Source organism: Aquimarina spongiae (assembly GCF_900141785.1).
Lineage (GTDB): Bacteria > Bacteroidota > Bacteroidia > Flavobacteriales > Flavobacteriaceae > Aquimarina > Aquimarina spongiae.
Genome location: NZ_FQYP01000003.1, coordinates 281,203 through 307,148 on the forward strand (window position 1 = coordinate 281,203; position 25,946 = coordinate 307,148).

Here is a 25,946-nt window from a genome sequence, read left to right on the forward strand (position 1 = left end):
CATTTCCCTCATTCCAGATTTTTCTCCAAAAAAGTTCAGGGTACTTTTAACCACGAATTTAAAAAACAACATCATGAGAATTTTTTATATATGGAGTATGTTTATGTTGCTTATTCATATTTCTTGTAATGCAAGCACCAAACAGAATAATGAGGTAGCACTTACCGAAAAACCCCATAAAATCTTAACGACCAAAACTGATCCTAATACCAGTAACATTCAAGTGGCTTTGCTGCTCGATACTAGCAATAGTATGGACGGACTTATAGAGCAGGCCAAAGCGCAACTATGGGAAATCGTTAACGAATTGTCGTACGCAAAATGTGGGCATAATAAAATCAGATTACAGATTTCTTTATATGAATATGGTAATGATGGATTACCATCAAAAGAAGGTTACATCCGGCAAGTACTGCCATTCTCTGATGATTTAGATGAAATTTCCAAAGAACTATTCGGGTTGACTACCAATGGTGGTAACGAGTACTGCGGAAAGGTAATTGCCACATCGATCAATCAATTGGATTGGAAAAAAAGTAACGACGATCTTAAACTGATATTTATTGCCGGAAATGAACCGTTTACTCAAGGACCTACCAATTACAAAGATGCAGCTACTGATGCTTTGGAAAAAGGGATCACAATCAATACTATATTTTGTGGGAACTTCAGACAAGGGATCGACACGATGTGGAAACATGGTGCTGACCTAACTTATGGAGAGTACAGCGCTATCGATCACAACCATCAAACAGTTCATATAGCAACCCCATATGATGATATTATTCTTCAACTTAACAACCAATTAAACGATACTTACATCTATTACGGTAGTCGTGGAGCTCAAAAAAGAAGCATGCAAATGGAACAAGACCAAAATGCCAAGTCGTATAGCCCGGCAAATGCAGTAAGTAGAACTATTAGTAAAAGCTCTGGTTTTTACAAAAATAAAAGCTGGGACCTTATCGATGCTGCCGAAGATGAAGAGTTTGAAATTGATAAAATAGCTGAAGAGCAACTTCCTATAGAATTACAGGATAAATCTACAGCCGAATTAAAAAAACACATTGCCAAAAAAAGTGCTAAGCGTAAAGAAATACAGCAAAAGATCCAGGAGCTGAACAAAAAACGTGTGGAATATATCAAAACTAATAGTAAGAAGAATGACACCAGCCTAGAAACTGCTTTATTGAACGCTATCAAAAGTCAAGGTAAAAAGAAATCCTTTAGCTGGGAAGATTAAAACAAAACACTATGAGAACTGTACTATTTATTATCATAACAAGTATATCATTTACAATGACATCACAACCCAAAGCAAAACTTCAAAAATCTATGGTAGATTATGACTCTTTTATAGAAGTTTCTGAAGAAGTAATGAGTTATCGAGAGAAAAGATTGATCCCCTTGGATGTTTTTCTTGAGTACATGAAGGATGAAAATACTATTTTGTTGGACACACGTTCTAAAACCATGTATAGCCAAAAACACCTAAAAGGAGCAATTCATATCAATTTTTCAGATTTCACCAAAGAAGAATTGGCAAAACATATCCCTTCAAAGGATACAAGAATTTTGATTTATTGCAACAACAACCTAATAGGAGACACGAAGTTTTTTGCTAGTAAAAGAGCGCCTTTGGCTTTAAACATACCTACATTTATTAATCTCTATGGGTATGGATATAAGAACATATACGAACTGGCTTCATTGGTCTCAATAAATGATCAACGATTGCAGTTTGAGGGAAAATCAGTACGCTAAATTTTATAAATTGGAATACAAAAAGCTCGCATCTGCGAGCTTTTTGTATTTTCTACACACCATTACTATCTGCGTTCGGAAACGGTATAAAAATTGTAGTTATTTGCGTAAATTCTGATAGTTAAAATCCTTTTCTAATGAAATACCTAAGAATCCTAGTGGCGTATTTGATCATACTTCCTTTACTTTCTTATGGGCAGCAGACATTTGAGTATAAACAACCAAAAATGATTTCGGATGGATGGGAAACTGAAAATTTTCAAAAACTATATAGCAATACTTCTTACCTTTTTGAAGTATTACGTCAATTAGAACATAATGATCATAAAATTAATAGCTTTCTTTTGATAAAAGACGGTAAGCTACTTTTGGAAGAATATTACAATGAACGTACCATTGAGACTCCACAAGATTTACGATCGGTTACCAAAAGTATCATTTCAATTTTGATGGGAATTGCTATCGATAAAGGATTCGTAACCTCCATAGACGATCCCGTACAGCAATACTTGCCCAACATTCAACCTACCAAAAACCTAAACACTTTAAAAGAACAAATCACCATTCGCCATCTTCTTACCATGTCTTCAGGTTTGGATTGCAACGACTGGGATAAAAAATCAAAAGGCCAGGAAGACAAAGTCTATAAAAAGAAGGATTGGATTCAATACACACTGGATTTACCCATGATTGAAAAACCTGGAGTAACATCAACATATTGCACAATGGGAGTTGTTATTGCTGCCCAAATTATTAGTAATGCTTCTAATATGTCTTTGGATCAATTTGCAAAACAGTTTTTGTTTACACCTCTAGGAATAGATAACGTCTTTTGGAAACACACCTCCAAAAAAGAGGTTATCCATGTAGCAAAGAGAATACAAATGACACCTCGTGACATGGCCAAAATTGGGCTCTTATTATTAAACAACGGCAAATGGAATAACGTTCAAGTTGTCTCTAAAGATTGGATTGAAAAATCTTTAAATACGCATACCAAAATCAGTAATATAGACTATGGATTTTTGTGGTGGACCATCCCATTTGGTCCTAAAACAGGTAAGGTTGCTACAGGAAACGGAGGGCAATATATTATGATTTTCAAAGATCTAAATCTAATTACTGTATTTACCGGGAGTGCATACAATTCTCAGGAAGATAAATTACCTTTTACGATAATGAACAAGGCAGTAATCCATACGCTTTTAGAAAAATGATAGTAAAAAAACTACTAGAAAATATTAATCAAAAGATTAATGAGAATTTACCGCCGGACATTTACAATTCCAACGTTCTTTCTGTTTTGCGAAGTCATATCCTATAGTAAGCTGATGAAATCCTCCATTACTTAGAACCACAGAATTAGATTGATAACTGTAGGTATATCCAACCAGCCATTTTTTATAATTTACACCCAAGAACGGAGTTATATATTGTAATTGTTGGTTTTCTACTGCTAATCCATCTTGTGAAAATTCTGCGCCATCCAAGCTTCTTCTGTACGAGATTCCTCCCCAAAGTGTGGTTACCTCACCCAAATCTTTATATACTTTCATATTAGCATCAATCGTGCTTTCTTGGGTTTGGTCTGTTGCCTGATATAATAATGACGGTTCTAAACTAAACCCGTCTTCGCCACCTAAATCAAATAAGTATCCTAAAGAAAAGATATACCGACGCTGATTATTAGACTCCCGAATTGGTGCACGAGTGGGGTCTGTTTGGTTAAAAATATCTCTTGCTACTGGTAGTAAATTTTTTACTGTAAAATGTGCATACCATTCTAAATAATGATAGGACATTCCCACATCGACATTGTAATAAAAATCTTTTTGCACCCGATCGAGAATTACAGGATCCGGATCAAAAGGATCATCAAGCCCTCTCAAATCCACATTAGACTGGATAAAACCAGTACTCGCACCAAAAGAAAGCATATTGAGATCGGTTCTATCTCTCGAAAATAATAGATGATATGCAAAAGTTAAATACGCTCCAGACTGGTTAAATCTTCCGTTTTCATCTTTGTAAACGATGGCTCCTAAACCGGTCTTATCTCCTACTCTAAAATTTATATTTGCGGTTTGTAAATTAGGTGCATTATCAACGTCAAACCATTGTGCTCTGGCGGTTAACCTAATTTTGTTGGCATTTGCTGCTCCCGCCATGGATGGATGTACCAAATATAGATTATCTGAAAGATAATCTGCAAATACAGGTATCCCTTCTTGCGAAAAGGCAAATTGGGAAAGCCACATCAGGGCTACTACATAGATCGCTTTTAAGTTCATTTAGACACTGTCATTTTATGGGGACAAACAGGTTTTGTGAATTAAATGTAAACTGTCAAAAACAGTTTATATTGTGGGGCTTCACAATTATTTTTAAAATACATATTCCAAATTCGTACGTTTCCAAAGATATAAATTTTTACCAGAACGCCTATTTTAAAGTTGACTACCTCAATTCGTTAAAAAGTGTTAGGGATGTAAATACTATGCGCATATCGTATTGCTTTTTAGTAAATTTGCCAAAAATTAGAGCATGGAAAAGAATTTTGAAATAAAGATAGAAAACACTTCGAACCCAAGTATCATTAAGTTTGAAGCCAATTATTTCCTCACACAACATACGAGCTACGAATTTGAAAATATAGATCAGGCCAAAAATTCTCCCTTGGCGCAACAATTATTTCATTTACCATTTGTAAAAAGAGTATTTATTGCTCAAAACTTTGTGGCTATCGATAAATATGAGATTGTGGCTTGGGAAGATGTACAGGAAGAGGTTGCTGAACAAATTAAAAATTACCTAAATAGTGGGCAATCTGTGGTTACTGCATCTGAAAGTAATAAAAAAGTACCTATTACCATCTATGCAGAAAGTACTCCTAATCCTTCTGTATTGAAATTTGTAGCTAACAAAAAATTGGTTACCGCTGGTCACGAGTTTAAGAGTATAGATGACACCAAAGAAGCCCCTCTAGCACAAGAATTATTTCATTTCCCTTTTGTAAAAGAGGTATATGTTGATGAAAATTATATTTCTATTCAGAAATATGATATGGCTGATTGGAATGATGTTACACAAGAAATTCGAGAGTTTCTAAAGGCATACTTAGAACAGGGTAAAGAAATTTTAACCGCCAATGCCACGGTATCCCAAAACGAAGTGCAAAAACAAGCTGATCAAAATTTTGACCAATTAGATGACGTTTCCAAAGACATTGTAAATATTATCGAAGAATACATCAAACCTGCCGTTGCAAGTGATGGAGGGAACATTTTATTCGATTCTTACGATCCAGAAAGCAAAATTGTAAAGGTAATCTTGCAAGGAGCTTGTAGTGGTTGCCCATCTTCTACCTTTACATTGAAAAATGGAATCGAGAACATGCTAAAAGAGATGCTAAAGGACAAAATTGCTCATGTTGAAGCACTCAATGGGTAGTTCAACGATAAAGCTGTAATTATATCGAAAAAAGTCTGTAAATATTCATTGCTTTTACTTCAATAAAACTCAAGGATCTCGTATCTTAGAAGAACCATTCGTAAAATATTAACTAAAAAACTATTGAAATGGCAATTGTTAAAACTATTGAGGTTATAGCTAGCTCTGAAAAAGGCTGGGACGATGCAGCAAAAAACGCAATCAAACAAGCTGGAAAATCAGTAAAAAACATTCGATCTGCTTGGGTAAGTGATCAAAAAGTTATCGTAAAAGATAATGAGATTGCTGAATATCGAGTAAACTTGAAAATTTCTTTCGAGATCGACTAAAGAAAACGACTCAGAATAAAAAAGCATCTCAGTTCTCGAATTGAGATGCTTTTTTATATTTTAGACACTAGTAAACGCGTTATTATGAAATATTGGTTCATTGTCATCCTTACGGTCACCTATTCTTGCACAAGTCAAAACAAATCTGCGATGGAATACGCATACACAAATGATCTTATCAACGAAACCAGTCCTTACTTATTACAACATGCACATAATCCGGTAAATTGGAAACCATGGGGAGAAGAAGCATTGGATATCGCCAAAAAAGAAAACAAATTAATGATCATCAGTATAGGATATGCCGCTTGTCACTGGTGCCATGTTATGGAGCATGAAAGTTTTGAGGATCCCGAAGTAGCAAAATTGATGAATAACAGTTTTGTGAACATCAAAGTAGATAGAGAAGAACGACCCGATGTGGACCAGGTGTACATGAGTGCTGTACAGTTGATGACTGGCAGTGGTGGTTGGCCTCTTAACGTAATTACTCTACCTGACGGCAGACCTGTATGGGGAGGTACCTATTTCCCAAAAGGGAATTGGGTGGATGCTTTGAAACAAATTAATGATTTGTACCAAAAACAACCAGAAAAACTAGTTGAATATGCCGACAAGCTAGAGCAAGGTATCAAAGAAGTAGATATTATTGAGGTAAACACCGATGAAATAAAGTTTGAGAAAGAGTTTGTCGCTACCGCGGTAAAAGAATGGGGCAAACAATTTGATCATCAAAAGGGAGGTACCAAACGTGTGCCTAAGTTTATGATGCCTAATAATTATCATTTTTTGTTACGTTATGCCCATCAAACTCAAGATCAAGAGCTGCTGGATTTTGTAAAAAGTACACTCACAAAAATATCGTTTGGCGGGGTTTATGATCATGTAGGAGGTGGATTCTCGAGATACTCCACAGATGGGAAATGGCATGTGCCACACTTCGAAAAAATGCTATACGACAATGGGCAATTAGTAAGCTTGTATGCAGATGCTTATCTTGCCACCAAAGATCCCTGGTATAAGACTGTAGTATACGAAACACTGGATTTTGTACAACGAGAACTCACCAACAAAGAGGGAGCTTTTTATTCTTCTCTGGATGCAGATAGTAAAACAGCTGCCGGAGAATTAGAAGAAGGTGCCTTTTATATTTGGAATAAAGAAGAGCTTCAAACACTATTAGGAGATGATTACAAGCTTTTTTCTAACTACTACAATGTAAATGCCTACGGTCTTTGGGAGAAAGGAAATTTTGTTTTGATCAGAAAAGACAATGATTCGGATTTTTGTAAAAACAACGATATTGATATTGAAACCCTGAATAGTAAAATTTCTTCATGGAAAAGCACATTGCTCGAGTATAGAGAAAAAAGATCGAGACCACGATTAGATGACAAAACACTTACTTCCTGGAATGCTATTATGCTAAAGGGGTATCTGGATGCGTATCGCGTGTTCGGAGAAAAAGAATTCTTGGATATCGCATTAAAAAATGCAAACTTTATTAAGAAGCAGCAACTCAAAAAAGATAATTCCTTATTTCATAGTTATAAAAATGGTAAAAGCACAATCAATGCCTATCTAGAGGATTATGCACTAGTTGTTGATGCCTTCATACAACTTTATCAAAACACATTAGACCATCAATGGCTTGATATCTCAAAAGAGCTTACAGACTATGCCATTACTCATTTTTTGGATAAGGAGAAAAACATGTTTTACTTTACTTCTGATGAAGATCCTGAACTCATATCACGCTCTATTGAGTATAATGATAATGTAATCCCTTCTTCAAATTCGGTGATGGCTAAAAACCTAAATGTCTTAGCTCATTATTATGATCAAAACGAATATACAGATTTGAGCAAACAAATGCTACATAATATAAAACCACAAATGGAAAAATTTGCTTCTGGTTTTTCTAATTGGTTGGACCTAATGCTTAATTTCTCCTATAATTTTTATGAAATCGTAGTTGTAGGCGATAATGCCAACGAATTACTACATGATTTTCAGGATACTTATGTTCCTAATAAATTAATTGCTGGTAGTGTTATAGACTCTGAACGCTCCCTACTAAAAAACAGATTTGTGGAAGATGAAACTTACTTTTATGTATGTGTCAATAACGCTTGTAAATTTCCTGTAGATACTGCACAAAAAGCATTGCAACTTTTGGAGTAATACCAGAAGCTAAACATTTGCTTTTCAACATTCTAATTCGATGAAAAACTGTTAATCTTTAAGATATTCATTACTTAAAATTGACATAAATCGAGTCTATTACAACGTTTTCGTAGTCAAAATCTTACAAAAATTACGGTTAAACCTTAGTTTTTTTATGTAGAATTTATTGAAAAAAGCCGTTTTCATTCATAATAATGTAGTGGAACCTCAAAATACATTAACATATTCTCAAAAATTTAGCGGTTATTTAATATAAATTGCATTTAAAAAGGTATTTGGTTACATTTAATTCACCTAAATCAGTGAATCATGAGAATACTACTACTTTTACTTTTCGTACTAATTTCGCCTGCCCTTTTTGCACAATTGCCTAGAAGTTTAATGACATCTTCTGAGAAGATCACACTCTTTGATGAATATGATGGTACTATGTATATGAAATCCAGATATAAGGAATCTAGTGTTATCGATGAAAAGTCTGGCACTTATGATACCAAGTTGAAATATAACATATATACGGATGCCCTTGAATTAGTTCAGGGATCAAAATATTATGAGGTGGTTAAAAGTAAAACTATTCATGCTAGGATAGATGGGGATTATTTTTACTATTGTGAATTTAAAAATCAAAGAGGTCTAATTAGAGATGGGTATTACATCTTGGTAGAAATGAATGATAAATATAGAATTTACAAGAAACTGAATTTGGACATCAAAGACCCTGAAAAACGAGAACGAGTAAATAGTGGAATAGCTGAACCAGGTGAATTAAGAACGAGAGTGACTTACTTTATAGAGGAAGAAGGAACAATTGTTGAACTACCTACCAACAAAAAGGATATGCTGGCCACTTTTAGTGACAAAGAACAGGAATTGGGTCAATATCTTAAAAAGGAAAAAATTCGATTAAAAAAAGAAGAAGATCTTATACGATTTGTAGCCCGATATAATGCTCTTAAAAGTTCGGAAGCCAATCCGTCTCAAAAACTACTAAGTAACATTACTAGAAATAAGTAGTAATAATCATATTCTCAAAATTATTATAAGAGACACCTGCTGTTGTTACAGCAGGTATTTTTTGTATGTTCCTATAAAATAGCAAATTAATTTCTAAAGCAATTCATTACAGCATTACGATTGGATTAACTATGTATTAACCCAATAAGAGTATTTTCTTATGGTTATTCCACCTACATATTACTTTGATGAAACGTCACAATTTTATAACTAATTCGTATCCAGTTTTTTGCTTTTCTATTTTGTATTAAAAACCAAAAAAACTCAATTTTAAAAAAACATTAATTAACGAAAACCAGAAATTCCCTCCTCACTTTCTATCCTGTTTTTAAATATTTTTGTCATAAACTTTTTACCTCAAAATAAATACCCCGAAAAGATATGAGAAAAGTATTACTTTTTTTTACCGTATTAATTGTCACTATAGCCCCCGCTCAAGTACCAGAATCCATATTACAATACACTCAAGAATTTCCAATGTATGAAACATATGATGGTTCTATATATCTACAAAACAAGTTTGTAGAGTCTAGCATTATCGATGAGACCTCTTCCGGAACTTATGACTCTAAGTTACGATACAATATCCACACCGACGCTGTAGAATATAAAGAAGAATCAGAGCTATTTGAGCTAAGCAAAAATCCAAAAATTCAAGCAAGAATTGATGAGGACTACTTTTATTATTGTCAATTTAAAACCCAACGAGGTGTAGATAGGGAAGGATATTACATCTTGGTAGAGCTTCATGATCAGTACAGAATTTACAAGCGATATGAGGTAAAAATAAAAGACCCTATCAAGATGGATGTGTACAATGGAACTCCTGAACCTGGAAGCATTAGAAAAAAGGTGAGTTATTTTCTCGAAGAAAATGATATCATTATAGAATTACCTATGGATAAAAAAGAAATTTTAATCACTGCTTTCAGTGACAAATCAGACGAATTAAAACAATATATCAAGAAAGAAAAGATAAAACTTAAAAAAGAAGAGGATCTGATACGGTTAGTCGCAAAATACAATGCACTAAAGAATCTTAGTTCTTCTCCATCGAACAGTCTCCTCAGCAAATATTAGTTCGTTACTAACCAATTGCTTCACAATAATTTACAAAAGGAACAGAAATCTGTTCCTTTTTGCTTTTAATATGACTAAACTCTCCAGATTCAGTCTCATTTATTAAGAAAAAGTTAATATTAATTTGTTTTTTATCGATATTTTTAATACTTTCATCTTAGATAAATGCAGTCATTATGAGAAAAATACTACAAATACTACTTTTTCTAATTACCCCGGTATTTGCTTTTGCACAATTTTCGCAAGTAATAAATACAAATGAAAAAGTACAAGAATTAGAAAAGTATGCGGGAAGTGTATATGTAAGCAAAGATTATCAACAAGCTACAGTAATCGATCAAAATTCAAAAACGTACGATGCTCGATTAAAGTATAATATATATACGGATGCCCTAGAGCACCAAAAAGCAGGAAAACTACACGAGGTTATCAAATCCCCCACAACCTATGCTAGAATCAATGATGAGTACTATTACTTCTGTGAATTCAGAAATGAACGTGGCCATAAAAGGTTTGGATATTATATTCTAATCGAAATGAACGATGCCTATAGAGTATATAAGAAATATAGCCTTAAAATAACAGATCCTAAAGAGTTAGATCCGATGACAGGGAACTCTGTAACTGGAAAAATTAAAAGAATAGCTACTTATTATCTTGAAGAAGGTAATGAGATCAAAAAATTACCATTAAATAAGAAAGATATCTTAACTGCATTTTCTGATAAAGAAGAAGAGCTGAAGGATTATATCAAAAAAGAAAAGATTCGTCTGAAAAAAGAGGAAGATTTAATACGATTAGTTGCTAAATACAATGCACTCAAAAACATTGATTCTAACCAGCAACGAAGTCTTTTAAGTAGTAGGGTTCAAAATAACTAACATCCTCAAAACTTCCGGACGAAAATTTGGAATACACCACAGTTGCCATCTCATTTGCAGATGGCAATTTTTTTGAAATAAAAATTGCATTAGGGTGTTCACAAATTTTCGAGAATTTCTCTACCCCATTACCAATAAAATGAACTTTTCCTTGTTCTAAATATTCTGAAAAGGATGAGGCATCCAAGATCTCTGCATTTGTTTTGCGAACTACTTCATAATCCGAAGAAAATACGGATGCGTATACTTCCATTCTTCGGGCATCTAGCATAGGGATGATAAACTCTCCTATTTTGGCTTCCACCTGTTTAGATAAGGATAGCAGGGTGGGAACAGAGATTAAAGGTATATCCAGGGCATAACAAAGACCTTTGGCCGCAGAAACACCTATTCTAAGACCTGTATAAGAACCAGGTCCTTTGCTGACAGCTACTGCAGCAATATCTCTCATTGTTATTCCAGCACTGGCTATTACTTCTTTAATAAAAACATGTAAACGTTCTGCATGCGAATAACTATCGTTATAATCCTCTGATAATGCAATAATCCTTTCATGATTTGTTATCGCAACAGAACAGTTAGTTGTAGAAGTCTCAATACAGAGAAGATATGACATGACCCAAATTTTGGCAAAGATAATCTAATTGAATCAACTAAGAAATATGATGTACTCAATCAAATATTACTTTGCTTTTTCCTCTGCATTTTTTTGTTCTTCAGAAATCACTTTATCTCCTGTCTTAAGCGTTTTTGTTACCAAATTATACGGCCCTGTAATCACTTCATCACCTTCTGATAAACCTTCAGTGATTTCGATATTGGTATCGTCTTGGATTCCTGTTTTAATTACTTTTAACTTGGCAGTTTCTCCATTCTTGACAAAGACGCATTCAAACTTTTCTTCAGTAGCGGTAGCTATCTTATCTTTTTTTGCTCCTTTACGAACGCTAGAAGTATCATTTTTAATTACTATCGAACTTATTGGTACACCAACAACATTTTCTCTTTTGTTGGTGATTACATCCACAGTTGCCGTCATCCCAGGTCTAAAAGGAGAGAAACTCTCTGGTTTTCCTTCTAATAGATCTTTATACGATTCTTCCAAAATGCGTACCTTAACTTTGAAATTGGTCACCTGATCTGCACTTACTGAGTTTTCAGCAGAATTAGCTATTTCTGTAACTAAACCTTTAAACTCTTTTTTAAGGTAAGCATCCACTTCAACGATGGTAGAATCACCAATTGATACTTTTACAATATCATTTTCATTTACATCTACTTCAACTTCCATATTGCTTAAGTTCGCAACACGAACAATCTCTGTTCCTGCCATTTGCTGTGTTCCTACAACGCGTTCTCCTAGCTCGACAGACAGTTTAGAGATGGTTCCACTCATAGGCGCATAAATGGTAGTTCTGCTTAAATTATCTTTAGCTTCATTCACAGTTGCCTGAGCACTTCTTACATTATAAAATGCAGACTGCTTAGAGGCTTCTGCCACTTCATAAGCCGATACCGCTCTATCCCACTCTGCTTTAGAGATTACCCCTTTCTCAAACAATTCCTTATTACGATCATAACTAAGCTTTGCTTCTTTAAGACTAGCCTCAGCCTGTTGCAACCCAGCTCTTACATTCTGCAAAGCTGCTTGAGATCGATTTAATCCTGCCTGAATAATATCCGGATTGATACGGACCAGCAAATCTCCTTTTTGAACTTGCTGTCCTTCTTTGATCGGTAAATCAATAATTTCTCCAGAGACCTCTGAAGATAATTTCACCTCTACCTCTGGCTGTATTTTGCCAGTTGCAGCTACGGTTTCTACAATATCAATTCTTTCTATTTTAGCGACAGAAACTTCTTTAAAGTTACCATCCTTACCAAACCATCCTGCTTTTTTGCCAACAACAAGCATAATGATTAAAAATAAAACTCCTCCTAAAATAAAAAGTAATGTTTTTCTACTCATGACTTACTTCACTATTAATTCTATATATTGAAATTACAATTTCTTTTTAAACAGTAGCCAAAAAATAGAAAACTACCGTTTATAGTTTAATGTCTGCAATCTTTATCCCGAAATAAAGTTCGAGAACTTTAAGTTTAAAAATATAATCAAATTTGTTTTGCACCTCTTGGCTTTGCGCATTCTCCAATCTAAACTTAGATTGACTAAAATCGAAAGCATTAGAGAGTCCTACATCATAACGATCTTTTGCGAATTGATATGCTCTTTCTTGAGCTTTTACAGCCACTTGAGCAGCTTCATATGCTTCTGCAGAACCTTTGGCATCTAAATAAGCCTGATACACATTACTGTCCAAATCCAATTCGGCTTGCTCCAACTGAAATTCTGTACGTTTTACGTTTACCAAACTTCTTTTCACGTTAGCTCTTGTATTGAATCCATTAAGAATAGGCACATTAACTTGCAATCCATAAGAAAATCCGTCATTTTCATACAACTGTGTAGTAAAGTCTCTTTCCAAAAAGTCATTATCCGCCCATCGAGTGTTGTATCCAAAGAAAGCATTTAATGTAGGATAGTAGCTCCCTCTTGCAAGCTGAACATCCTTTTCGGCCAATAACTTATTTTGCTCTGCAATTTGCACTTCATATCGAGCTTCTCGAGCTCTCCCAATAATTTGATCAATTGGTTTATTCACTATATCTGAACCAGGAACAATATAATCTTGTTCTACCGTATCAAAAGTTTCATAATCCTTTATTAGTAAAGTTTGTGCTAAACTGATCAAAGAAATCTGAACTGAATTTTCTGCTTGTACAATTCGTGTCAATTCATCAGCAGAGGTAGCTTCTATTTCTAGCAAATCCCCTTCTGGAAGTACTCCTGCTTCAACAAGATCTTTGGTTCTTTGCAATTGTTCTAATGTTATTTCGTGTTGCTTTTGAATTACTTTCAGCGATTCTTTATTTAATAGAACCTGGAGATAACCATTAGCCACAAACAAAGCAATATCATCTTTAGATTTCCCAAGGTTGTATTGACTTAACAACCTGTTCATTTTTGCTCTTTGTAATTGACGAAGATTACGCAATCCATCAAATAATGTTAACCCTACATTCACCCCGGTAGTAAACGATGTAAAGGTATTAGTTTCAAAAGCATTAGTAACCGGGTTAATATTTGCTCCAGTATTTGAAGACAGTGTTCCAGATCCATTAACAGAAGGAACGAAATTACCCAATGCAGTTAACTTGTCTATGGCAGCAGATTCTACATCTAGTTCTGACTGCTTTATGGTTATATTATTTTCAAGAGCGTATTCTACGCACTCTCGTAAGCTCCATTGCTTTTTCTGCGCTTGAGTCCCCAATACACTAAAAAGTGTAAGTAATAAAATTGAAATTTTAATTCGCATAATGCCTATATGTATCTAATTGAATGATGTTGTTACAATTATTTCCTAAAAAAATTTTAATTCTCAAATTCTGACTTCTTAATTTGATTCCAAACTTTTATTTTATCTTCTTTGGTAATACCACTTTTAATTTCGACGTTAATTCCATCACTTACCCCTAATACCACATCTCTATTTTCGAATTGTTGTTCTCCTGTCTCTATCTCTACATAAGGTTTTTGTGTCTCAGAATCATATTGAATTAACGCTTCTTTTACCGCCATAACACTATCTGCTTTGGCCAAAATAATAGAAGCATTTGCACTAAGTCCAGCCCTAATAAATGTAGAATCGTTCTTATCTAATGATCCTTTAATTTCAAACTGAATTGCTCCGTTCTCTTCTTTTCCTTTGGGTGCAATATAATCCAGTACGGCATCGAATTTTTTATTTTCGATAGCTCCTACTGTAATTTCTAAAGGTAAATTTTCCTTAATTTTTCCTACTTCACTCTCGTCTACCTTCCCTTCAAATATCATTTTCCCTACATCAGCAATGGCTGCGATAGTAGTACCATCATTAAAGTTATTTGCTTCAATAACTTGATTTCCTTCTTTTACAGGCACTTCTAATACCATCCCCGTCACAGTAGACCGGATCAATGTATTTGCTACACTTCCCAATCCTCTTGCGGTACCTGTTTTTACAATTTGATAGTTTTGCTGAGCCGCTTCGTAAGATTGTTTCGCTTGTTTGTAAGCCACATCTACTCCATCAAATTCGTTGGCCGAAATTACTCCTTTATCAAACAATTCCTTTTGTCTATCGTACACTTTTTGCTGATTCTCCAGATCAATTCTAGCACTTTGCACGGAGTTTTTGGCACTTTGTAAAGAAGAGATATTAGGGACCACCCTAATTTTTGCAATCAAATCACCTGATTTGATCTGCTCTCCGGCTTCTATATAAATTTCTTCGATAATTCCTGAAATATTGGGCTTGATCAATACTTCTTCTTTAGGAACAATACTTCCTGTGGCTACCGCTTTTTTGATAATGGTTTCAACCGATGCTTGCTCTGTTTCATAAGTAACAGGATCTTCCTGGTTTTTTTGATATAAGTAATACAAGGATCCCCCGAAAACTAAAGCTATGATGATTAAAATAATAATGGTTACTGTTCTTTTCATAATAAGTACACTTCTATTGGATTTCTTAACATCCTACAGAGTAGGATTGTTTTTGATTGATGATTAATTTATTCTGTTCTTAATGCGTCTATTGGTTTGGTTTTGATCGCTACCTGAGCAGGTATTAAACCAGCTAACAAACCACTTGTTATTAATATAAATAGTGCAACAAACACTACTGTTAAATCTACACTTGGATTAGCAAACATACTATCATTATCTGCAGGAGCCCCCTCCAACATTTTATTGATTGCAAAAATAATTCCTGTTGAAACAGCAATACCTGCCATTCCTGAAATGATCGTCAAGAAAATAGATTCTAACAAGATTTGCCCTCTTATTGCCCAAGGGGATGCTCCCAAGGCTCTACGAATACCAATTTCCTTGGTTCGCTCCTTTACCACAATCAGCATAATGTTACTGATCCCAATAATTCCAGAAAGTAATATAAGGGTTCCTACAAAATATGCCACCCCCTGTAAAGCGATAAATAAGCCGTTTATTTTCTTGAATTCTTCGTACAAATCAAAATTACCAACCGCTCTGTTATCTTCGGGATGAATAGAGTGATTAGTTTTCACTACATCCATTACATCTCCCTTTAAATTGGTAATTGATTGATCATCGTTTGCCGTGATGGCCATCCACCCCACTACCTCGCCGTAATTAAAGGCTTGAGAAAATGCGGTAAATGGCACATAAATTTCTTTTTGGGATTCTTCGCCATCTCCATTGTTTGATTTTTTGGAGTAGGTACCGATTACCATGAAATTTACACCCTGAATTTTAATATATTCCCCAATTGGATCTTCGCCATCTGTAAACAATTCTTTGACTACACCTCCTCCAATCACTGCTACTTTTCGTTTACTTTCTATATCTCCATAATTCACAAAGCGCCCAGAGGTGATGTTAATGGGATCTTGCTTAATAATTTCTGGATAATCTCCATATACGTTAAAAGCTCCCGTATTTAACCCTCTAGTTACATTATTTGAACCTCTAAACCCTCCTAATTGGTTTCTTGGAGAAATATATAGCAGTCCTGGTACCTGATCCCTGATGGATTGCACATCAGATATCTTAAAGTTATACCTCCTACCTTTTGGCAGTCCTTTATACGGTTTTGAAACCGTTTGTGTCCACATAAACATGGTATTGGTAGCAATATCTCCAAACCCTTGTTTAACTCCGTTTTCTAGTCCTTTTCCTGCGGCTAATAAAATAACCAGTATAAATATTCCCCAAAACACACCAAAAGCGGTTAATACCGTTCTAAACCAATTGGCTGTAAGTGCTTGAAGTATTTCGTCCCATCGATCTCTATTAAACATATTATTCGTCTCTAAGTGCTACAATAGGTTTTATTCTTACGGCTCTCCATGCAGGGAAAAAGCCTGCAAGAGCTCCAGCAAAAATTAAAATAAAAACAGTGGTCAAGGCCACATTAAAATCTACCGAAGGGTTTAATATAAATTCGGTTTGTACCAATGGCCCTGCAAATTCTAAAAGTGCTAACCCCAAAATAAGTCCGACAAAACCGGCTAATGCGGTTACAAAAATAGCTTCCTGTAAAATAAGACCAATAATTGAAGCGGGTTGTGCCCCTATAGCTTTACGAATACCTATTTCTTTGGTACGCTCTTTTACAATAATCAGCATAATATTGCTTACCCCTACAATTCCAGCAATGATGGTACAAATTCCCACCCACCAGAAAAAGGCTTTGATCATAAAGATCAAATTATAAAAGCGTTTTGCATTTTCGAGATTATTGTTTACCCCGATAGCACGATCATCTTCGGGAGCTATAATATGCTTTGCTTTAAGATAAGTAGTCATCGCCTCTACAAACTGCTCTGATTTTTGAACTGCTGTTTCGAAGTTTTCTTCGGGAGCCAAAGAAAAAGCCAACCCATTGATATTGGGTCCTAACCCAAAAATCTGTTGTGCTATTGGAGATGGGATAAAAACTCTATCTTCTTCTCGCTCTCCTGCTTTATCAGAATATACCCCAATTACCTTAAAAGGAATCCCATTAATCTCGATATACTCTCCTACGGCTTCTTCATCCTTTTTGAATAAATCTCTTTTAATTTTGTTTCCTATTACAGCCACTTTATTCTGTTCATCGATATCATTTTGATTTACATATCGACCGCTAACCATCTCTTCATTTTCAATAACCTGAAAGTCCGGATAAATTCCTTCGATACCATAACTTCCTGATTCTTTACCATAGGTAACCAAAATACCCCATCGTCTTGCTCGAGAAGAACTATGTTCTAATGTACTTTCATTACTTTTATTAATAAAGGCATAATCTTCGTTGGTAAGATTAATTCTTCTTCCTGGATTTAATCCTTTATATTCGACAGAAGTAGTTCGTGTCCATACCCAAATACTGCTGGTTGAATCTCCTTCAAATTCTTTGGCAATTCCATTTTGCATACCCTGACCTACTCCCAATAACAAAACAAGAATAAAAATCCCGGATGCAACAGATACACCGGTAAGGAAGGTACGTAGTTTATTTTTGGAGATTGTTTCGAAAATTTCTTGCCATCGTTCTATACTAAACATGAGCTACGGCTTTTACCTGTTCTACTAAAGTATCATCAATGATTACACCATCTTTAAGATTAACAATTCGCTTGGTCATGTTGGCAATATCGGGTTCGTGTGTAACGATAAGAATTGTTTTCCCTTCATCATTAATTCCTTGAATCAGCTCCATAACCTCATACGAGGTTTTGGTATCCAAAGCCCCTGTAGGCTCATCTGCCAATAACACTTTTGGTTCTGATGCCAAAGCTCTGGCTATAGCAACTCTCTGTTTTTGCCCTCCTGAAAGTTCATTCGGAAGGTGTGAAGCCCAATCTGCCAGTCCAACTTTTGAAAGATAATGCAAGGCTTTTTCTAAACGTTCTTTTCGTTTTACTCCTTGATAATACAAAGGCATGGCTACATTATCCAATGCGCTTTTGTAGGTAATAAGATTGAAGGATTGAAAGATAAATCCTAAAAACTTATTGCGGTATTTGGCCGCCACTTTTTCGTTTAAATTTTTGATGGGCATCCCATCGAGAAAATAGCTTCCACTATCTGCTTCATCCAGCATCCCTAAAATATTAAGTAATGTGGACTTTCCGGAACCTGAAGATCCCATAATAGAAACCAGTTCTCCTTCTTTAACGCTAAAATCTATTCCTTTAAGTACGTGAAGCGAATTGCTCCCCATTTGGTAAGATTTATGCAAGTCTTTGATTTCAATCATAACTTTTCGCTTGATTAGATGAATGAATAGGGCACAAAAAATGTACCTTATTTTTGATTAAGACTCACAAAACAGTTTTATATGAAACTTTTTACAGCAAACAGCTAGTTTTCCCTGCTAGTAATTTGTTGATGGGTTAGTGTAGTCTTGTTACATAAGACTAGCTAGTTACAAGCTTTGTTACACTTATTCCTGTTATGAAAATGTTAAATATTAATTTTCGACAGGTTTTATTTTTTTCTTGTTTCGGAAAATAAAATATCCTACCACCCCTATCAAAACATAAGGAATGATCATCAAATACACTATCCCATCATTGATTCCTTTTGCTGTTTCTTGCCCCTCTTCACTTTCTAATACAGCCCTACACATAGAACATTGTGCTTCTGTAGGAAGAGCAATTAAAAATAAAAGAATCGTTATATAGAAAATTTTTGTCTTCAAGGAATTCGTATTAGTTACGCGTAATAAGGAGATATCATCAAATACACAATAACACCAGTTACTGCGACATACAACCAAATAGGAAATGTAATTCTTGCTATTTTTTTGTGACGATCGAATCGTTTTGCTAATGCACGAACATAGGTAACCAACACAAACGGAATAACCACAATAGATAATATAATGTGGGTAATTAAAATAAAGTAATACACATATTTTATAATTCCTTCTCCTCCAAATTTGGTGGAGTCACTAGTCATATGATAGGCTACATACATTCCCAGAAACAGCACAGAACAAACAATGGCAGTTTTCATCAAGCCCTCATGTAATTTGATGTTTTTATTCTTAATCGCCCAAAGCGCAGCTACCAACAAAATAGCAGTTAATCCATTTACCGAAGCATAAATCGGAGGTAAAAAAGTAAGTGGCTCCACATCGTATCCCATTTTTCTTAGGTTTACCCCAAAAAGCCCAGCTACGACCACAGGTATCGCTATTGATAAAATAACAATCCACTTGTTGTATTTCTTTTCTATGGCAACGCTATCACTCATTATTCCTCTAATAATTTTTTAATATCTTCTAACAAAACGGTAATCTGCTCTTCTTCTCCATTTTCATCCATCTTTTCTTCAACTCCTATTGTACCTCTATAATATATAATTGGATTTCCTGATTGATCGTATCTTGATCGCATATACCCATCTTTATCAATTAACGCAAAATATCCATTATGCTCGAAACCACCGGGCACTTCTGGGTTTTCTGCCGCATAAATATTAAACCCAGCATTGGCCAAATCATATATATCCTCTCGATCTCCAGTTAGAAAATGCCAATCGGGATCAGTAACCTTATAGTTCTCTGCATATTTCTTTAACCGAGTAGGTGTATCAAACTTCGGATTAATGGTGAATGAAGCAATTCCAAAGTTGGGATACTCTTTCAACTCATTCTGAAGATAAACCAAATTGCGGTTCATTCTAGGACAAATTGTAGGACAACTGGTAAAGAAAAACTCAGCTACAAATACCTTCCCTTTATAATCATGATTGGTAATTAATATGCTATCCTGATCCAGAAAAGCAAACTCGGGCACTTTCCTTGGTTCTCCATTAATTTTTAGATAAGCCAACTTTTCATTAGCATAAGGATTATCAGCACTCATTCTATCATTCTTCACCACTGATGTATCTTTTACTCTATTTACAATTCTTGGAATAAATATGATCCCAAAAATTAAAACAATAAAGGAAATTCCTACGTAAGAATATTTTTTCATAGTTATTTGTCTTTACGATAAGCCTTATACTTTTTTAGCGCCAGACGATATTCTGCCAAAACCACTTTGATATCGTCTACCATTACGTTAGACAAATCGGCCACAGAACTTGCATCATATCCATACACCGTAGGTTCATCTTTCTTGACACTTCCATCTCTCCCTCTAAGACTACCATCTTTATCAATGATATACACATAATTGGCTGCATAATTGGCATCGAGTTGGTGTGGTGTTTTTAAGGATGCGAACAACCTTTCAATTTGTTCTGGTGTTCCGAAAAGAAATTTCCATTGTACTACATCAGTAATAACGCCCAACTCTTCTAATAGTTTTTTTGCAGCCTGTTCACTACCATATGGCAATACCATAACAAACTGAAAGTCCCTAAAGCCATAATTTTTTTTGTAAATCTTTTGATTAAGATTAAAAGCATTTCCCTGTTTATTGTGGATTTCCTTTCCCAAAAAACCGAGAACTGTAATTTTATCATCAAGAGTGATTTCTTCTGAAGTTAAAGATTCAAAGTCTGTCAAAGTGCCAACTTCAGTATTTAACACAGGGAGTTTTGCAAAATTATGTACTCCAGAAGCAAAGAATAAGTATGCCACCAACGGCAATACAAACAAAGTACCTAAAACTAGTATTTTCTTCATTTATGTAAATAGTAGATTATCTACCAAAATAGGTTTTGCAAAAATAAAAAAGACGGCTCAAAAAACCGTCTTTTTACAATGCTTTTAACTATATATTTCAGGATTTAGAAATCCCAGCTTTTGTGTCCTGCTTTGAAAACTTCATATACATAATCTCCTTCTGTTAATAGAATAAAGATTAGGTAACAAATCAAGAAAATAGCAGTCCATACTACAGATCTTCTAAGTCCTTTAGTTTCTCCTTCCATATGCATAAAAGCCCATGTAATGTAGTATGCTTTCCAGATCGTAAGAATAATAAAGATCCAGTTTAATAGCTTCATACTTATTAAAGTAGTTTCTATAAGAAACGGAGGCTTAATAATACCTAAAATAACTTCAACAATAGTAATCACAGAAAGTAGAAAAAACACTTTCCATATTCTTGATATATTTGATTCGTGGTGTGCTGTATCGTGTGCCATATTATCTATCTACTATTTTTTATTAAACCAGGTAAAAGAATGTAAATACAAATACCCAAACTAAATCTACAAAGTGCCAGTACAAACCGACTTTCTCTACCATCTCGTAATTCTTTCTTCTCTCATATGTTCCTAGAATCACATTGATAAAGATGATGATATTTATAATCACCCCAGAAAATACGTGGAATCCGTGAAATCCAGTAATGAAGAAAAAGAAGTTTGCAAACAATGGAGTTCCATACTCATTATGCACGAGGTTTGCTCCCTCTACAATTCCGATAGCATCAGCTTGTAATCTTCTTAGAGATTCTTCTCTTGATAAAATTGTCTTTTCTCCTTCTTCGGTCAATACTTGAGTACGAATCAAAAGATCTTTTCTCTTTGCAAATCCAGCACGGATCTCATCGATCGTATAGGTTGGAAGGGCAGATTCTTTATCATACCATACACCAAGTTTACTTTCGTGTTGTGTTCTTTCTTTATGAGTATCCAGAATAGCGATCTCTTTCAGTCCCACTCGGTGTCCTTCTGCATCAACAAATTGTAATATCTGACCTCCTTTAGTTTCTACCGCTCCGTACTCTCCTTTGATGAAGTTTTTCCACTCCCATGCTTGAGAACCTACGAAAATTAAACCACCGATAATGGTCAGGAACATATAAAGGATTACCTTCTTCTGTTTCATGTGATGACCAGCATCTACAGCAAGTACCATAGTTACAGAAGAGAAAATTAATATAAAAGTCATCAACGCCACATAGTACATTGGTGCATCTACACCATGTAAAAATGGAAAGTGATTAAAAACTTCGTCGGCTATAGGCCAAGAATCTATAAACTTAAATCTTGAAAAACCATATGCGGCAAGAAAACCTGAGAATGTAAGTGCATCAGAAAGGATAAAAAACCACATCATCATCTTACCGTAACTCGCTTTCAGTGGCTCGTTACCACCTCCCCAGATTTTATCCTCTGTACCTGTTTTAGTAACAGCTGTTTCCATATAAAGAATTTGGTATTGTTAAATTTTCCACAAAAATAATCAATTTTATCATTTCACCTCCTTAAATCCATTTTTTAATTTGGTCAAATATCATCGTGTATGATAATCTATTTTATTGACGCAAAATCCGCATTATTACTTATTTCACGAAATACAAAAACAAGAAGAGATAAACCCACAGAAAATCAACAAAGTGCCAATACATTGCACCTAGTTCAAGCCCTAAAGTTTGTCCCTTTTTATACTTTTGTTTAAAATGATTATAAATTACCACCAAAAGAACCAGCAACCCTCCTACAATATGGGCTAAGTGTGTTACCACAATGATAAACATGAATGTAGACACAATATTAGAAGTTGGTCCTGTAAAATGATATCCTTGATTGATAATATCGTTAAAACCTTGAAATTGTAAGTTTACAAATAATGCTCCCAAACCTAGGGTAGCCAATAATAGTCCGGTAGCTAATCCTCGATTATTTTGATCTATTGCTTTTTTGACAAAATGAAAAGTAGCACTACTCAACAAAATAACTAGAATACTTATCACAAAAGCCTGAGGAAACTCCAAATCTGTTGCCCAGTCCTTTCTAGATTTACTCACTACATAAGCACTGGTAAGTCCCGCAAAAACCATTGCCATACTGATCATGGCAAACCACATCATGGTCTTTTTGGATCTATTGATCTTTTCTTGCGTAGTTCCTTGGGTTAAATCCATACTCTAATAAATTTATCTGCCACATAAATGATTTGCAAAAGTGTTATATATAAAACACTCATTAGCATCAATTGCTTAGCAGTTTTGGCATCTCTATTTTTATATAATCTAATTGCTGATCTGAGTAAAACCAATCCTAATATCAGTATAATAACACCTGAAACCGGTGTAAGATAAAGTCTCCCTGTAACTCCAAAAACAGGTACGATAGATGTTACCACCGTCCATAGCGTGTAAATCACCACCTGTGTTGCGGTACCCTTATCTCTCTTTCCTGTAGGAAGCATAAAGAATCCTCCTTTTTTATAGTCATCAAACAAGAACCATCCTATCGCCCAGAAGTGCGGAAACTGCCAAAAAAACTGCACCATAAATAAGGTACCTGGTTCAATCCCAAAATCATTGGTAGCAGCTACCCATCCTAACATAAAAGGGATAGCACCCGGGATAGCACCTACAAACACAGAAAGCGGTGTTTTTGTTTTTAAAGGAGTATACAAACTCACATAAAAAAAGATGGAAATTGCACCAAACATTGCTGTTTGCGGATTGATTACATACAATACGGTAATTCCTGCTATAGTAAAAAGGGTAGCAATAGCTAAAGCAGTATTGACAGACATCCGACCAGAAGGCACCGGGCGATTTTTAGTACGATCCATCAATTTATCAAGATCTCTTTCTATCACTTGATTGAAAGCATTAGACGCTCCCACCATCAAATATCCACCAATTGCCAAAAGAATCAAAGTAGTCCACGAAACTGTCTCAACACCCAACAAATATCCGGCTACCGAAGAGAAAACCACACTTAATGCCAGACGCATTTTTGTTATCTCTTTAAAATCCTGAACAACAGAAACTTTAATTGTATCGACTTGGGTTACGCTCAAATCTTGCACGTTTTATATATCGCTTTTGTAAAAGTGGTGCAAAGATATATCTTAAAAGCCTTTTAGACAACTTATAACTCCTTATAATTCACCTTTTAACACCTGTTGATTACTTTACCCAAAGATTTTGAGCACCTTACACCCTTAGAAACGTAATTTTTACATCATCCTTGCGACCAACAGGGATAAATCATACTACAAACTTATGAAACGATTATTTCTACTCACTCAACTTTTAACAGCTTTACTCGTTAGTGCACAAAACAAAGAAGTCACTATAACTATTGATCCCGTAGCTCAAAATATCTATATGCTTACCGGACAAGGAGGGAACATCGGAGTATTTAAAAATGAAAAAGGCCTCTTTATCATTGATGATCAATTCGCGCGATTATCAGAAAAAATTTTTACAGGTCTTAAAACGATTAGTGATCAACCCGTAACTATGGTGATCAACACGCACTATCACGGAGATCATACCGGGGGTAACGAAAATATGACAAAAAAAGGCGCTACGATCTTTGCTCAAAAAAATGTACGCTCTAGAATGGAACGCAATCAAAAAGAAAAAGGGAATGTAGTAGCCAATTCGTTACCTGTAATTACTTTTGATGAAGGCCTACAACTTCACTTTGACGCAGAGAGCATCCAGGCTTTTCATGTACACAACGCGCATACCGACGGTGACGCTTTGATTTATTTTGCCAAAGGAAACGTATTACACATGGGAGACACTTTTTTTAACGGTCGCTACCCCTACATTGATTTAAACTCTGGCGGAAGTATTAAAGGTTACATCAAAGCTTCTGAAAAAGCACTACTTCTCGCAAATGATGACACCAAAATTATTCCCGGGCATGGCGCTTTGGCTACCAAAAAAGACCTTCAGGATTTCCTTAAAATGCTAAAAGACATCACAGCAAACATCCAAAAAGAAATTGACGCTGGTAAATCCGAAGAGGATATTATAAAAAACGAAACATTAACTGCCAATTACGACAGCAAAGGCTACGGAAGTGGTTTTATCAACTCTGAACGTATGCGTAAAACCATTTATGTAAGCCTTACAAAGTAAACACAATCCCCATATTATTTACAAAAAGCCTGTTAGCATAACGCTACAGGCTTTTTTACATATGTGATGTCTAAAAAGTTAATTGTGTATTTTAAAAACTATAGGCAATTGATACTTTACCGTTACATTCCGATCTCTTTGTTTTCCAGGTGTCATTCTTGGAAAAGTTTGAACCACCCGTTTAGCTTCTTTTTCTAAAAGCTTATGCGTACCTCTTGCTTTTATGTTCTGGATAGTCCCATCCTTATATACTTCAAATTGCACATAAATTCTCTGTACACCTTCCATTCCAAGATCGGCTCCTAATCCGGTATTGAATTTCTTTGAAACAATTCGTTTCACTTTCTCAGAAAAACAACTTGCTCTCTCTTCATTTGTCTCCAAAGTTTCACAACCAGGAAATACAGGAACAAACTCCACCTTATTAAAGATCACAGTAATATCCTCATCTATCTCTACATCTGGTATTGATTCAATAGAAGGAGCTTTTGTAACTACTGTTTCTTTAGGTTGCTCATTCACAAATTCTTTTTCAAAATCCTCAAGAGCGTCAGTATCTTTCTTTTCAATAAATTCTGTAGGAATAACTTTAGGTTTTACTTTGACCGCCAATTCTTTGGGAGCTGGCTTCTTTTCGATCACAAAAGTATCCATGCTGAAATTAACCTCTTCAGGAAAATCATCAACAACCGGTTCTACCGCAAGATCAGGTAGCGCTACGGTATACACTTCAAACATCACATAGGTAAATAATAGACTTGCTACAAGTCCAATCTGAAAATTGACAAACGTACTTTTTCGTACATTTACGTCGTGCTTGTTACTCATAATATTTAGTTTTAACGTTACAATTAAAATCTAAATC

The 25,946-nt window shown here is 35.0% G+C and carries 27 protein-coding genes; 10 read left to right on the forward strand and 17 right to left on the reverse strand.

The genetic code is table 11. The annotated features are described in order from the left end of the window. Positions 1-73: 73 nt before the first annotated feature. From BUE24_RS08670 to BUE24_RS08680, 3 genes are all read left to right on the forward strand, one after another. The gene (locus BUE24_RS08670; protein ID WP_073315605.1) at positions 74-1,243 is read left to right on the forward strand and encodes a vWA domain-containing protein; all 1,170 of its coding nucleotides are present in this window, start codon (positions 74-76) and stop codon (positions 1,241-1,243) included. A gap of 11 nt (positions 1,244-1,254) precedes the next feature. Continuing rightward, positions 1,255-1,764 (forward strand): rhodanese-like domain-containing protein, encoded by a 510-nt coding sequence (locus BUE24_RS08675; RefSeq protein WP_084549459.1) that lies wholly within the window; start codon positions 1,255-1,257, stop codon positions 1,762-1,764. A 137-nt stretch (positions 1,765-1,901) separates the two neighbouring features. Next, on the forward strand, positions 1,902-2,981 hold the full coding sequence (locus tag BUE24_RS08680) for a serine hydrolase domain-containing protein (RefSeq protein WP_073315607.1): 1,080 nt from the start codon (positions 1,902-1,904) through the stop codon (positions 2,979-2,981). A 36-nt stretch (positions 2,982-3,017) separates the two neighbouring features. Here BUE24_RS08680 and BUE24_RS08685 read toward each other — a convergent pair whose 3' ends face one another. After that, complete coding sequence (locus BUE24_RS08685) at positions 3,018-4,055, reverse strand: PorP/SprF family type IX secretion system membrane protein (protein WP_073315608.1); 1,038 nt, start codon at positions 4,053-4,055, stop codon at positions 3,018-3,020. 253 nt (positions 4,056-4,308) lie between these two features. Here BUE24_RS08685 and BUE24_RS08690 point away from each other — a divergent pair, with 253 nt between their 5' ends. The 6 genes from BUE24_RS08690 (at position 4,309) to BUE24_RS08715 (ending at position 10,708) form a co-directional block, all read left to right on the forward strand. Continuing rightward, positions 4,309-5,214, forward strand: a complete 906-nt coding sequence (locus tag BUE24_RS08690; RefSeq protein WP_073315609.1) for a NifU family protein — start codon at positions 4,309-4,311, stop codon at positions 5,212-5,214. A gap of 128 nt (positions 5,215-5,342) precedes the next feature. After that, on the forward strand, positions 5,343-5,543 hold the full coding sequence (locus BUE24_RS08695; RefSeq protein ID WP_073315610.1) for a dodecin family protein: 201 nt from the start codon (positions 5,343-5,345) through the stop codon (positions 5,541-5,543). Between the two features lie 84 nt (positions 5,544-5,627). Next, a complete protein-coding gene (locus BUE24_RS08700) occupies positions 5,628-7,727 on the forward strand; it encodes a thioredoxin domain-containing protein (protein WP_244548135.1) in 2,100 nt (699 codons plus the stop codon). A gap of 312 nt (positions 7,728-8,039) precedes the next feature. Continuing rightward, positions 8,040-8,747: a hypothetical protein gene (locus BUE24_RS08705; protein WP_139241947.1), complete on the forward strand. Its 708-nt coding sequence runs from the start codon at positions 8,040-8,042 to the stop codon at positions 8,745-8,747. A 381-nt stretch (positions 8,748-9,128) separates the two neighbouring features. Then, the gene (locus BUE24_RS08710) at positions 9,129-9,827 is read left to right on the forward strand and encodes a hypothetical protein (RefSeq protein WP_073315613.1); all 699 of its coding nucleotides are present in this window, start codon (positions 9,129-9,131) and stop codon (positions 9,825-9,827) included. Between the two features lie 176 nt (positions 9,828-10,003). After that, complete coding sequence (locus tag BUE24_RS08715) at positions 10,004-10,708, forward strand: hypothetical protein (protein WP_073315614.1); 705 nt, start codon at positions 10,004-10,006, stop codon at positions 10,706-10,708. On the opposite strand, the gene tsaB is transcribed toward BUE24_RS08715, so the two are convergent. From tsaB to cyoE, 15 genes are all read right to left on the reverse strand, one after another. After that, positions 10,662-11,324, reverse strand: a complete 663-nt coding sequence (gene tsaB / locus BUE24_RS08720; RefSeq protein ID WP_073315615.1) for a tRNA (adenosine(37)-N6)-threonylcarbamoyltransferase complex dimerization subunit type 1 TsaB — start codon at positions 11,322-11,324, stop codon at positions 10,662-10,664. The two genes, BUE24_RS08715 and tsaB, sit on opposite strands and share 47 nt — an antisense overlap. Before the next feature lie 66 nt (positions 11,325-11,390). Beyond that, positions 11,391-12,677 carry an efflux RND transporter periplasmic adaptor subunit gene (locus BUE24_RS08725; RefSeq protein ID WP_073315616.1) on the reverse strand — a complete coding sequence of 429 codons (1,287 nt, stop codon included), beginning with the start codon at positions 12,675-12,677 and terminating at the stop codon, positions 11,391-11,393. A gap of 79 nt (positions 12,678-12,756) precedes the next feature. Further along, entirely contained in the window at positions 12,757-14,091 is a 1,335-nt protein-coding gene (locus BUE24_RS08730) for a TolC family protein (protein WP_073315617.1), read from the reverse strand. A 56-nt stretch (positions 14,092-14,147) separates the two neighbouring features. Continuing rightward, positions 14,148-15,260 (reverse strand): efflux RND transporter periplasmic adaptor subunit, encoded by a 1,113-nt coding sequence (locus BUE24_RS08735; RefSeq protein ID WP_073315618.1) that lies wholly within the window; start codon positions 15,258-15,260, stop codon positions 14,148-14,150. A 68-nt stretch (positions 15,261-15,328) separates the two neighbouring features. Next, complete coding sequence (locus BUE24_RS08740) at positions 15,329-16,594, reverse strand: ABC transporter permease (RefSeq protein WP_073315619.1); 1,266 nt, start codon at positions 16,592-16,594, stop codon at positions 15,329-15,331. A gap of 1 nt (position 16,595) precedes the next feature. Continuing rightward, on the reverse strand, positions 16,596-17,843 hold the full coding sequence (locus BUE24_RS08745) for an ABC transporter permease (protein WP_073315620.1): 1,248 nt from the start codon (positions 17,841-17,843) through the stop codon (positions 16,596-16,598). Continuing rightward, a complete protein-coding gene (locus BUE24_RS08750; RefSeq protein WP_073315621.1) occupies positions 17,836-18,537 on the reverse strand; it encodes an ABC transporter ATP-binding protein in 702 nt (233 codons plus the stop codon). The genes BUE24_RS08745 and BUE24_RS08750 overlap by 8 nt, the downstream gene beginning before the upstream one ends. A gap of 213 nt (positions 18,538-18,750) precedes the next feature. Beyond that, entirely contained in the window at positions 18,751-18,981 is a 231-nt protein-coding gene (locus BUE24_RS08755) for a hypothetical protein (RefSeq protein ID WP_073315622.1), read from the reverse strand. 14 nt (positions 18,982-18,995) lie between these two features. Continuing rightward, on the reverse strand, positions 18,996-19,538 hold the full coding sequence (locus tag BUE24_RS08760) for a DUF420 domain-containing protein (protein ID WP_073315623.1): 543 nt from the start codon (positions 19,536-19,538) through the stop codon (positions 18,996-18,998). Further along, positions 19,538-20,266 carry an SCO family protein gene (locus BUE24_RS08765; protein ID WP_073315624.1) on the reverse strand — a complete coding sequence of 243 codons (729 nt, stop codon included), beginning with the start codon at positions 20,264-20,266 and terminating at the stop codon, positions 19,538-19,540. Before BUE24_RS08765 ends, BUE24_RS08760 begins: the two co-directional genes overlap by 1 nt. Positions 20,267-20,268: 2 nt before the next feature. Next, positions 20,269-20,922 (reverse strand): hypothetical protein, encoded by a 654-nt coding sequence (locus BUE24_RS08770; protein ID WP_073315625.1) that lies wholly within the window; start codon positions 20,920-20,922, stop codon positions 20,269-20,271. Between the two features lie 104 nt (positions 20,923-21,026). After that, positions 21,027-21,386, reverse strand: a complete 360-nt coding sequence (locus BUE24_RS08775) for a cytochrome C oxidase subunit IV family protein (protein WP_073315626.1) — start codon at positions 21,384-21,386, stop codon at positions 21,027-21,029. Positions 21,387-21,408: 22 nt separating this feature from the next. Continuing rightward, positions 21,409-22,392, reverse strand: a complete 984-nt coding sequence (locus tag BUE24_RS08780; protein WP_073315627.1) for a cytochrome c oxidase subunit 3 — start codon at positions 22,390-22,392, stop codon at positions 21,409-21,411. A 139-nt stretch (positions 22,393-22,531) separates the two neighbouring features. Then, positions 22,532-23,113, reverse strand: a complete 582-nt coding sequence (locus BUE24_RS08785) for a cytochrome c oxidase subunit 3 (RefSeq protein ID WP_073315628.1) — start codon at positions 23,111-23,113, stop codon at positions 22,532-22,534. Continuing rightward, on the reverse strand, positions 23,104-24,006 hold the full coding sequence (gene cyoE / locus BUE24_RS08790) for a heme o synthase (RefSeq protein ID WP_073315825.1): 903 nt from the start codon (positions 24,004-24,006) through the stop codon (positions 23,104-23,106). The genes BUE24_RS08785 and cyoE overlap by 10 nt, the downstream gene beginning before the upstream one ends. Before the next feature lie 205 nt (positions 24,007-24,211). Between cyoE and BUE24_RS08795 the strand changes: the two genes are divergently transcribed. Then, on the forward strand, positions 24,212-25,081 hold the full coding sequence (locus BUE24_RS08795; RefSeq protein ID WP_073315629.1) for an MBL fold metallo-hydrolase: 870 nt from the start codon (positions 24,212-24,214) through the stop codon (positions 25,079-25,081). A gap of 78 nt (positions 25,082-25,159) precedes the next feature. On the opposite strand, the gene BUE24_RS08800 is transcribed toward BUE24_RS08795, so the two are convergent. After that, a complete protein-coding gene (locus BUE24_RS08800; RefSeq protein ID WP_073315630.1) occupies positions 25,160-25,909 on the reverse strand; it encodes an energy transducer TonB in 750 nt (249 codons plus the stop codon). Positions 25,910-25,946 lie beyond the last annotated feature (37 nt).